This window comes from Nostoc sp. NMS4 (genome assembly GCF_017115095.1).
Taxonomy (GTDB): Bacteria; Cyanobacteriota; Cyanobacteriia; order Cyanobacteriales; family Nostocaceae; genus Nostoc.
Map to the genome: position 1 here is coordinate 14,565 of NZ_JABXKI010000226.1, position 11,961 is coordinate 26,525.

At 40.6% G+C, this 11,961-nt stretch carries 6 protein-coding genes; 2 read left to right on the top strand and 4 right to left on the bottom strand.

Annotated elements, in window-relative coordinates:
• Window positions 1-52: 52 nt before the first annotated feature.
• Window positions 53-5,449 (bottom strand): Calx-beta domain-containing protein, encoded by a 5,397-nt coding sequence (locus HWQ37_RS19850; protein ID WP_292749990.1) that lies wholly within the window; start codon window positions 5,447-5,449, stop codon window positions 53-55.
• A 527-nt stretch (window positions 5,450-5,976) separates the two neighbouring features.
• Here HWQ37_RS19850 and HWQ37_RS19855 point away from each other — a divergent pair.
• Both HWQ37_RS19855 and HWQ37_RS19860 read left to right on the top strand, forming a co-directional pair.
• Window positions 5,977-7,104 carry an acyltransferase family protein gene (locus HWQ37_RS19855; protein WP_292749993.1) on the top strand — a complete coding sequence of 376 codons (1,128 nt, stop codon included), beginning with the start codon at window positions 5,977-5,979 and terminating at the stop codon, window positions 7,102-7,104.
• 271 nt (window positions 7,105-7,375) lie between these two features.
• A complete protein-coding gene (locus HWQ37_RS19860; protein WP_292749995.1) occupies window positions 7,376-8,074 on the top strand; it encodes a CAP domain-containing protein in 699 nt (232 codons plus the stop codon).
• Between the two features lie 81 nt (window positions 8,075-8,155).
• On the opposite strand, the gene HWQ37_RS19865 is transcribed toward HWQ37_RS19860, so the two are convergent.
• The 3 genes from HWQ37_RS19865 to HWQ37_RS19875 form a co-directional block, all read right to left on the bottom strand.
• A complete protein-coding gene (locus HWQ37_RS19865; RefSeq protein ID WP_292749998.1) occupies window positions 8,156-9,826 on the bottom strand; it encodes a phosphatidylglycerol lysyltransferase domain-containing protein in 1,671 nt (556 codons plus the stop codon).
• 55 nt (window positions 9,827-9,881) lie between these two features.
• Window positions 9,882-10,790, bottom strand: a complete 909-nt coding sequence (locus HWQ37_RS19870; RefSeq protein ID WP_292750001.1) for an alpha/beta hydrolase — start codon at window positions 10,788-10,790, stop codon at window positions 9,882-9,884.
• Between the two features lie 136 nt (window positions 10,791-10,926).
• Window positions 10,927-11,904 (bottom strand): alpha/beta hydrolase, encoded by a 978-nt coding sequence (locus HWQ37_RS19875; protein ID WP_292750004.1) that lies wholly within the window; start codon window positions 11,902-11,904, stop codon window positions 10,927-10,929.
• Between the last annotated feature and the right edge of the window lie 57 nt (window positions 11,905-11,961).

Below are 11,961 nucleotides of genomic sequence, written 5' to 3' on the forward strand. Positions count from 1 at the left end.
TACAGCACTTAGTTAATGCGAAATGCCTTATTAAAAGGAAAAAGCTTGGTAGTTAGTCATCATTCTTGATTGTGCCAACTCCTTGATTATTGTTAAATATGGCGTTTGCAGCACCATAGATATTGACAAAAAATGTTTCATTGGGTTCAACTTTATTATCACCTCTAACGCCAATACTAATAACTTTGCTGGTTTCGCCAGCGTTGAAAATAACTGTCCCCAATCCAAAGTTGTAATCCGAGTCAGATTCTTTGGCACTACCATCACTCGTACTGTAATTTACAATCACCCGTTGAGAGAATTCATTAGAGAGAGTAACGACAAAATTAGCATTAGTTATCATCCCTGTTGTGCCTTCTTTGACTGATACATCTGCAATGCTAATAGCTGGAGGCTGATCATCATTTGTAATAGTAGCCACTCCTAAGCTATCAGTAATCGTAGTGTTTATAGCACCGAAGAGATTGACAGAAAATGTCTCGTTATTTTCAGCTTTATTATCGCCGATGACACCAATACTAAGAGTTTTGCTAGTTTCGCCAGGATTGAAAACGATCGCCCCAGAAGCAGGGTTGTAATCCGAGTCAGAAACTTTAGCAGTACCATCACTGGTGTTGTAATTTACAGTAACCTGCTGAAAACTGGGTGCAGAGAGAGTGACGGTAAAGTTAGCATTAGTTGTTGTGCCTGTGTTACCTTCAACAACTGAGACATCCGAGATACCGATCGTTGTTTGGTTGTCATCATCAATGATATTACCAATACCTAAACTATCTGCGATCGCAGCATTGCTTGCACCCGAAAGATTGACAGAAAATGTCTCGTCAGTTTCAGTTTGATTATCACCGATGACACCAATATTAAGAGTTTTACTAGTTTCACCAGGATTGAAAGTAATCGTCCCCTGAGTAAAATTGTAATCAGAGTCAGCAACTTGAGCAGTGCCATCATTTGTGTTGAAATTTACACTAACCTGCTGAGAACTAGGATTGGAGAGACTGATAGTAAAGTTAGCGTTAGTGGTTGTACCTGTGTTGCCTTCGGTAACTGAAACATCTGAAATATTGATAGTTGGTTGATTATCATCATTGATAATGGTAGCAACTCCTAAACTATCTGCGATCGCGGCGTTTGTTGCACCCGAAAGATTGACAGAAAATGTCTCGTCAGTTTCAAATTGATTATCACCGATGACACCAATATTAATAACTTTACTAGTTTCACCAGGATTGAAAATAATCGTTCCCTGAGTAAAATTGTAATCAGAGTCAGCAACTTGAGCAGTGCCATCATTTGTGTTGAAATTTACACTAACCTGCTGAGAACTAGGATTGGAGAGACTAATAGTAAAGTTAGCGTTAGTTGTTGTACCTGTGTTGCCTTCACTAACTGAAACATCCGAGATGTTGATAGTTGGTTGATTATCATCATTGATAATGGTAGCAACACCTAAATTATCTGCGATCGCAGCATTGCTTGCACCCAAAAGATTGACAGAAAATGTCTCGTCAGTTTCAAATTTGTTATCGCCGATGACACCAATACTAATAACTTTACTAGTTTCACCAGGAGCGAAAATAATCGTTCCCTGAGTAAAATTGTAATCAGAGTCAGCAACTTGAGCAGTGCCATCATTTGTGTTGAAATTTACACTAACCTGCTGAGAACTAGGATTGGAGAGACTGATAGTAAAGTTAGCGTTAGTTGTTGTACTTGTGTTGCCTTCGTTAACTGAAACATCCGAGATACTGATAGTTGGTTGGTTGTCATCATCAACGATAGTACCAACTCCTAAATTATCTGCGATCGCAGCATTTGTCGCACTTAAAAGATTGACAGAAAATGTTTCGTTGGTTTCAGCTTTGTTATCACCGATGACACCAATACTAATAACTTTGCTAGTTTCCCCAGGATTAAAAGTAATTGTCCCTGAAGCCGAATTGTAATCAGAGTCACCAACTTGAGCAGTGCTATCACTCGTGTTGTAATTTACGGTAATCTGCTGATAACTGGCATTGGAGAGACTGATAGTAAAGTTAGCATTAGTTGTTGTGCTTGTATTGCCTTCGCCAACTGAAACATCTGAGATAGCGATCGTTGGTTGACTGTCATCATTGATGATAGTAGCAACACCTAAATTATCTGCGATCGCGGCATTTGTTGGAGCTAAAAGATTGACGGAAAATGTCTCGTCGGTTTCAAATTTGTTATCCCCTACAACACCAATGCTAAGGGTTTTACTCGTTTCACCGGGATTGAAAGTAATCGTACCTTGAGGAGAATTATAATCAGAATCAGCAGCATTAGCAGTGCCATCACTCGTGTTGTAATTTACAGTAATCTGCTGTGAACTAGGATTGGAGAGACTGATAGTAAAGTTAGCGTTAGTTGTTGTACCTGTATTCCCTTCAGTAACTGAGACATCCGAGATGCTGATAGTTGGTTGGCTATCATCATTAATAATGTTTACTGTCGCTGAACTGTTAGTAATTGTAGAATTTGCCGGTGCAGCTGTGAGGTTGGGGTTACTCAGGTTAACAGTAATGCCTTCATTGAGTTCAAATGTATTGTCACCCAAAACATCGACTGTAATTGTTTTTGTGGTTTCCCCAACAGCGAAGCTTAAAGTCCCAGATGCAGCAGTTCCTCCACCCGTCACTTGAATATTGTTATAGTCACTGCCAAAAGTTGCCGTACCGCCAAAAGCATAATCTACGGTGCTAGCTACGCCAACACCACCACTGCGAGTAACCGTAAAGCTAACAGCTTGAGTCCCGTTATTACCTTCATTTAAACTTGAGGTGGCGGTAGAAATTCCATATTGAATCGCATCATTAGCAGCAATATTTAGAGTAGTTTCAGTTATTGTCCCCAAATCAGCCCCTGTTGGCGTGCCGAAGTTGAGTACAACTGTTTCTGCATTCTCAGGTAAATCGTCTGGGTTAATAGTAAAAGTAATTAGCTGTGTTAAATTTGAGCCTGTCGCCTCAGCAGTAAAGGAAATGGTAGCGGGGGAAAAAGTGTAATCGTTGCCACTGGTAGCCGTGCTACTATTTTTTACAACAATAGGAACTGTGACAGCAGTTTCGGGAGAGGCATCTAAGGTAACAGAAATAGTTACTGTAGTGGCGGTACTATCTTCTGTTGTATTGTATGTAGCAGCACCAAAGTTGACTTTTGGAAGCACATATTCAAATGCTCCAATGTCAATTCTCCCGCTTTCAACACGGTTAAAATCTGTACCGCGTTGGTCGGTAGTTAAGCCACCATTGTAAGTGGGATTACCAGCATTTCTGGCAGGACTGTTAAAGTATAGAGCATGAGTTAGTGTCGAACCACCGTAATCTCCTAATGGTTTGAGTCCGGGGTTGGGATTAATAATATCTGTACCCGTGCCCAGAGTCCCAGATATACCAGCAATTTTACCAATCAGGTTGTAAGCGTTACCATTGAAGTTATTACCAAAGACATCGACTCCTTGATTGCCTGGGTCAATATTGCCAGCAATGATGCTATTGCTGATGTTCGCCGTACTCCCAGATTTATAAATGCCGCCACCATCACCTTGAGTATTGTTATCACTATCAGCAGCGTTGCCAAAAATAGTGCTATTGCTGACTGTGGTATTATTGGTGCTGTAAATGCCACCACCATGAGTTTTTGCTGTATTGCTAGAAATAGTGCTATTGCTGATGATGACACTACCGTTACTAGCGTTACTGAAAATGCCGCCGCCATTGCTGTTAGCAGTATTGCCAGAAAGAGTACTATTGTTAACTGTGACATTGGTGCTGTAGATGCCTCCCCCAAGGTTCGCTATGTTACCAAAAATACTGCTATCGCTGACTATGACACTACTGGTACTAAAAATGCCGCCGCCATTGCTGTTCGTAGTGTTGCCATAAAAAGTACTATTGCTGACTGTGACAATACTGTTGCTGGAGATGCCGCCACCGTTACTACTAGCTGAATTTCCCCCAGTGATGTTTAACCCATCAATTGAGAGGGGGGCAGTGGCATTAAAAACACGGGAAGTATTGTTACCACTGATGGTAAGTTTATTAGCCCCAGTTCCTTGAATAATCACTGCTTGAGAAACACTCAATTCCCCAGAAGTAAGGGTAATGGTGTCAGGGGTAGCATCACCAAATATTCCAGTCGTATCAAAGAGGATTGTCTCAATCCCTGGATCATTATTGGCATTGATAATAGCTTGTCTTAAGGAGCCAACACCGCTATCATTGGTGTTAGTAACTATATAGATTGTGCCATCTACTTTGACAGATACATCGTCAATTGCTAGACCATGATCGTTCCCTCCATCATCTATATCTTCCCAACGCAATATAATCTCTTCACCGTTAGCTATTGGGGTAGCCAGGTTAAATATTACAGGCGCTATGACAGTTCGATTGGCAATTTGATTACCATTCAGGGAACCTACGGTTGCAGTTGCAATTGGCCCGGTGAAATCTAGCGATGTCACAGGTGTCCATGTTCCTGTTGTTAAATTTGTGAGAGTTGACCCAGTTTGATAACTGAACTTCAGCTGTTGCTGCGATGTATTACCACCATTACGCCATTGCTCACCCGTATAATTTACTTGCAACTTCGTAATTGGTGAACCTGTATTATTTTGGAGGCGCAATCCATAATAAATACTTCCTGTAGCAGCGGAAGCTACAGAACCAAGTGCGCGGTCTGTGGTTGTACCAAAACTGTACAATCCACCTGTATTATTAGTGCCAGAACCAAGGCTGTAAGTTGTTCTTGTGGAATACCAGCCGGAAATAGTTGAATCATTAACCCAAGCCGGTGTTCCAGAAGTATTTAATGTGTTGAAGTTTTGAGAATATATACCAGTAAAACTAGCTGGTAAAATCGATTGGTAAGCCTGTATTACTTCCGGTTTAAATGCCAGGGAAGCCTCAATTTTCCCTGTCTTCACTTCTAAATCCCAGTCGCCACCTAAAGCTGCACTTCCGGTTTTGCCAGTAGAAGCGGCAACATCTGCTCCAGTAATTTGGCTAATTTGCTGTACAAATTTTGCGCCTTCACCACTGGCTACATCACAGCCATAAAGTAGGATGTCAGCTTTATCAGTTAAAGCACTTCTCCACTTTTGTAACTGATTTTTGTAGCTGTCCAGGTTGCTAAGATTGAGGCTGCTTGACCCTAGTTGTAAACTTCCCGTGCTTCCGTGGGAAACAATATGAATTGATTGAACTGAATTTGATTCGCGTTTTGCTAGAAACTCGGTGATTTGTGCTAAACCATCTTTATTAGCATCAAGAATAATGACTTCACTGCCGAGCGTGATACCAGCCATCAAGCTTTGGTAATCTATAACTTTTGGATCTATGAAAACAATATTTGTGCTTGCTTTGAGTATTTTTTTATGAGATTTATTTCTGGTGTTATGATGATGATTTTCTGGCAGAATTATCATAATTATTATCCTTAAATATAATTTGTTAGATTTAGCTAACTAGTATTTTTCGTGCATAACAAAATAGAAAGTGAATGACTATACATTCGCTTTCATACCCTAATTAAATCGGTATTAAACCTTTTATCTAATGAGACAAAACCGCAATATTTTTAGTTGTTATATAAGCACACACGCCTTGAATAAAGTTAGCTGTTTTTTAATCACAGGTTTGTTTATAGCAATTTATACTAACTTTAGTGACAAGACAACTGCATTTACACTTAAATAACCATAGATTGGCTGAAATTTGAGTATATCTAGTTTATTAACAGTTCTGGTGCTACTAATCCTTTTTGGATAGCGAAAACTGGGGCTTAGGTGCGATCGCGTACTTCTAGTTTCGTACAATCTAGTATGGGCAGAAATCCAAACGGTTCCAGGAACCTTGATGAAAAACTATATTCAGTAAGTATACCGATAAATTTTGCTTGATTACCTTCATCAACCGGGGTAACTTAAATACTCTCTAACACCAAATTTCGTCTATGCGCCTGACTTCACTCGATGTTTTTCGTGGCATTACCATCGCTGGAATGATTCTCGTCAATATGGCGAGTGTCGCAGATGATGTATATCCTCCCTTAGCCCACGCCGATTGGCACGGCTGCACACCAACGGACTTGGTATTTCCTTTCTTTCTCTTCATTGTCGGTGTAGCAATGACTTTCTCGCTGTCAAAATACACTGAAAGCAATAAACCAACCTCAGCTGTTTACTGGCGGATATTGCGCCGCGCCGCTATTCTCTTTGCCTTGGGATTGCTACTAAATGGCTTTTGGAATCAGGGTATTTGGACTTTTGATTTGAATAGCATCCGCATTATGGGAGTGTTGCAGCGCATCAGCCTTACCTATCTGCTGGCTTCCCTAGTTGTTCTCAACCTTCCGCGCAAAGGTCAATGGATACTAGCAGCAGTGCTACTCATTGGCTACTGGCTAATGATGATGTATGTCGCAGTGCCAGAATATGGTGCAGGAGTTTTGACGCGAGAAGGTAATTTTGGCGCTTATGTTGACCGCCTGATTATTCCCAAAGCACATTTATATAAAGGTGATGGTTTCAACTTTATGGGAGATCCAGAAGGACTTTTCAGTACTATTCCCGCCATAGTAAGCGTCCTCGCTGGCTACTTCACTGGTCAATGGATACGCACTCAACCTGTACAGTCACGTACAAGTATCGGTTTAGCATTATTCGGAGTCGGTTGCTTAATTATCAGTTGGGCGTGGGGGTTGACATTCCCAATTAACAAAAAGCTGTGGACAAGTTCTTATGTAGTATTTACAACAGGTTGGGCGTTACTATTGCTAGCAGCTTGTTATGAATTTATCGAAGTACGGCTGATGCGTCGCTGGAGTAAACCTTTTGAAATTATGGGCTTAAATGCGATCGCTCTTTTCGTTGCATCGGTTTTGTTGATTAAAATTTTAGTCAAAACCACTATTGGCACTGGCAAAGACGCTCCCAGTACCTACAATTGGATTTACCAGAACTTTTTTGCATCTTGGGCGGGAATGCTGAATGGTTCCCTGCTATTTGCCTTAGTCACCGTGTTGTTGTGGTGGGCTGTTGGTTTTCTGATGTATCGGCAACGCTGGTTTCTGAAAGTATAAAAAAGATTTTTGTGGTTATTTACGTTTTAGTGTTTGTAATGTTACAACAGGTGTTAAGTGATAGATTTATAACACTTTAGGAACAAAGGCAATCGCAACTTTATCAATATCAATATTATTGGCGCGTTAATCTGCGCTTTCTTTAGCGAACCTACTTAAGTCCTGATATTGTTTCTAAGGGCAGAAGCGTCTACAGACTTATCTGTGCGTTGAAAATTCTTATTTCTTCTAATTCACTAAATTAATCCATAGAAAAATTGTGAGGTAATAGATGCGTCGCATGAAATTTTGGGTATTTTTGCCAATTGCCCTAATATTCGGCTGCTCAGATCAACTGTTTCAATCTAACCCGTCTGTAGCCAACCCTAATCCAGCAGTACAAACTAGTCCAACTTTATTAGCAAAGGCGAGTTACCTTTCACCATTAGAACAACAGGTAATTGTTGAAACAAATAAAGTAAGAATAAATCCGAAAGCATACCTTCCAATTATGGAAAACTATAGAAAGCGCTTTGAGGGGAACCGAGTCAAAATTTCTAATAATACCTATTTGCGAACTCAAGAAGGAGTTAAGGCAGTTGATGAAGCGATCGCATTTCTCAAATCAGCACGTCCTATGGGAGCGTTGAGTGCATCTAAAGGTATGTCTTTAGGAGCAAAAGACCACGTAAAAGACCAAGGCCCAAAAGGTGCTATAGGTCATGATGGTAGCGATGGTAGCAACCCATTTACTCGCATCAACCGCTATGGTACATGGCAAACAACCGCAGGGGAAAATATCAGTTATGGGCCAAACAGCGCTCAAGATATTGTCATGCAATTAATTATTGATGATGGTGTGCGCGATCGCGGCCATCGAAAAAATATTTTCAACGGCGCTTTTAAAGTCTCTGGTGTTGCTTATGGAACTCACAAATCATATAGAACAATCTGTGTGATTGACTACGCTGGGGGGTATAGGGAGAAATAATTCGTAATTCGTAATGACGCTCGCGTCTCCCCTTGGGAGAAGACTCGCTAACGCTGCGCTAACGTAGTTTTGAGTCTAGATTTAGGCTCCGGGTTTGAAATAATCGAAGAGGCGATCGCCTGAATCTGCGCGAATTAATGCTACAACTACATCTGGTAAGCTGGCTAAACTGGGGTAAACCAAGTAACGCGGTTCCCAACGGGGGCGAAACTTCTCTCTGTAGGCGTGTAGTCCCTTGAAATTGTAGAAGCGATTCAAATGGTCGTAAAGATAGTGCAACACTTTTTCCAAGCGGCGCGATTCGGGGTTGTCTCCAACTCCTGCTAGTGCAGAAAGACCGAAATTAAAGCTGTCGTAACCACCCTCTTTAAAATGCTGGAGCAGGGAAATAAAGAGAAAGTCCATTGTGCCATTTTCAAGAGATGAGCGATGTCGCATCATGTCAATAGTCGCTTCGTTAAGTTGGTACTCGCGGATAATGTTGGCAAAGGCGCTAATCTGACCTTCAGGATTATGCACCACAGCAATCTCGCACTCTCGCAGGTAAGCTTCATCAAACCAACCCAAAGAAAATTGTTTTTCTGAACCTTGTACCATCTTCAGCCATTCATCACTCACAGGTTTGAGTTGGTGCAATAAATCATTAGCGATGGGTGGTTGGTAAAATTCGATTTGGTAGCCTAGTTTAGTTAAACGACTGATTGATGGTCTAAAGTTTTTACCGGCTTTACCTTGTAACGTAAAACTTTTTAAATCAACGATCGCTTCTTCTCCAATCTTGAGTACCTTAAACCCCAATGATTTGTAAAGCTCGACATCATCGGGCATAGTTTGGTAAAAGCCTGGATACCAATCATTGCGCTGGCAAAACTGCCAGAAAGCAATAATTGTCTCTTTGCGGTCTTCAATGGGGCCGATGGGATCTCCTAATGCGATCGCACCGCGTCCTTTGGGAACATAAGCAATTACACTATTACCCGAAGGACTGAAATAATAACTTTTATCATTTAAGAGTGTGAGCGCTGCTAAAGAAGAACATCCATATTGCTCGACGATTTCTGTAACTTTTCTTCGCTCATTTGTAGTTGCGAGATTCCGCCAAAACACAGGTTGCAAGAGCATTATCATTGCATAAGTAACAGTACCGGCGGCAATAATATAGATAGAATTAGCAAAAAATTCTCCAAATCGGCTCTTTGGTTGCAGTCCCCAATTATCCTCGGTGAAGAACATCGCTAAAGTCTGAACTATGGCTTCACGCCAATTAAAATTCTCTGAAAATTTGCCATCTAATAAGTAAAATCCTATAGTTCCGTATGCCAAGGTAAATAATAAAGCGCCAATCAGCACTCTAACTCCCTGTGCAATAGAAGGACGGTCTGATTGCGCTGTGAAAAAATGGCGCATCAAGATTAATTGCACTAGCAAAACTCCAGAGAGTAGACTTTCTTCATAGTCCAGTCCCTTCAGCAAGTGGCTGCAAATAGAAATTACTAGTAAAGTAATGGTCAGTAACCAGGCGATTCTTTTTCGGCGTAATAAATTAGTCGCAAGTGTTAGTAAAACAAACCCGGTTAATGCTGCAAATATATGACCACTGGCACGAATTTCAAATGGTAAAAATTCCTTTAACCAGTGAGTTCGTCCATACAGGTTAGGTGTCACTGCTGATAATAAATTTACTACTCCGACTAAACCTGTTAGGAAAGCTGCACTCCAAAGTCCAATCCGAGTTTTTAAATTATTAGTCATTTGTCATTTGTCATTTGTCATTTGTCATTTATCATTTGTTTCGGAGTTAAAACTCTTAACTCCTAACTCCTGACTTTTTAAACTGTTCTCCGACATAGGAGAGTGAATTCTTAAGATGTTTGTGAAAGTAGTTCCAACCTACATCTGCACCAGACAAACCATGACCTCCAGGAAATGCATAAAATACGTGAGCAATGCCTAATTTATTTAAGGTTTCGTTGAAGGTTTTGGTAGAAGCTAGCAAATTAATATCATTCACACCTGCATCTAGATAAACACGCAATCGCTTCCTATCTTGAACTGGTAGCTGTTGCACAATTTGTTGAGGACTATTTTGTGAACCGCTCTCATCAGTAAAGTAACCGCTATGGCTAAACAAAATCTGGAAGTTCTTGAAATAGCGTAATCCAATATTAAATGCACCCCATCCCCCAGAAGATAGACCTCCCAGCGCCCAAAACTGGGGTTCTTCTAAAGTCCGGTAGCGCGACTTGACAACTTGTACTAATTCTGATCCAATCAAAGTTCCCACTTTGCCATTCAGCCCATCAAAATAATCAGGATCGTACAAAGGACTAGAACCGCGATTATCATTACCATCAGGTGTAATCACAATCGATGGCGGTAATTTTCGGCTTTGATAAAGTTCATGCAATACATCTAAAAGTGCATATTTATCAGCATAAGCCCGAGCATCATCATGACCACCGTGTAGTAAGAATATCACAGGGTAGCGCTTTTGTGGATTTTTGCTATAACTAGGGGGCAAAATCACGCCGTAGTTACGGACTGCACCCATTGCTTGGGAGTTGAAGGTTGCTAATTGAAACTTTAGCCCAGTATTTGTCTCTTCTTGGGGTGGGTCTAGTTGTGGCGCACCTAAGATGAATACATAATAATAACCAGCGCTAGTTAAGAGTGCGATCGCTCCTACCAAGCTAATTAACCATTTATAAATCTTCATATTCTTTTAGCGATTAAAAAAATCACCTCCATTAGAACTTACTATAATTAATCTGCTGAAAAATTGCACTAGAGTTTTTCACATTGATATGAAAATATCAACGTTTTGTAGAATTGGATTATTTCTAATAATGGTTTTAATTATTTTTAGTCTTTTTCCTTTGATTAATAGTTAAATTATCAGCCATCCTTGCTGTCTCAGAAGCTCTAAATTGTTCGCCGACAAATACTAATGAATTTGCTAAATGTTCGCGCCAGTATTTCCAAGTGTGACTGCCAGGAAATTGACGAAACGAATTATGAATTTTCAGTTTATTTAGGACTTTACTAAATCGATCGGCTTCGGCAATTTCATCAATATCTGATGTACCAGAATCCAGGTAGATTTTTAACCTTTTTTGAGCTTGTGGAGGAATGGTTTTGATATAAGATATTGGGCTATTTGCTGGACCACTTTTATCATTAAAATAACCACTATGACTAAATAAAATTGAGAAATGCTCCAGATTGTGTAATCCCACATTGACTGCTCCCCAACCACCAGAAGATAAACCACCTATCGCCCAAAAATTTGGATTATTTATTGTCCGATAACGGTTTTGCACAACTTTTACTAACTCATCGCCTATGGCTGTAGAGACTTTACCGTTAGGGCCATCGATATATTCGGGATCTCGATAGGGACTAGAGCCACGTTTGTCGTTGCCATCTGGTGTAATGATGATGCTGGGTGGCAACTTACCTGTAGTATAAAGTTGTTCTACTGTCTTGAGAGCTTTTCCCTTACTCTGATTAAACCAATCAGTGGGGCTTCCGTGTCCACCGTGGAGGAGAAAGATTACAGGATACCTTTGTTTTGGGTTTTGCTCATAGCCAGGAGGTAAAGAAACGCCATAAGTGCGACTTGCACCCATTACTTGACTATCGTAGGTTTCAATTTTGTAGGTTAGGAGAGTCGCTGAGTTGCTAGTATTGCGCTGGCTGAGAAGAACGGAAGGCGTTGTTTGTAAATCTTGTTGTTGCGGTGCTTTTGCGATAACACCTTGGGAGAAATTACAGCCAACTAGGGTTAATACTGAAAATAGCAAGAGAATTTTAGATTGTTTGTAGTTCATCTTTGAAAGGCATTGGTTAAACAGGTCATTATTGGGTATTCGGTGCTTGCCTTCAAA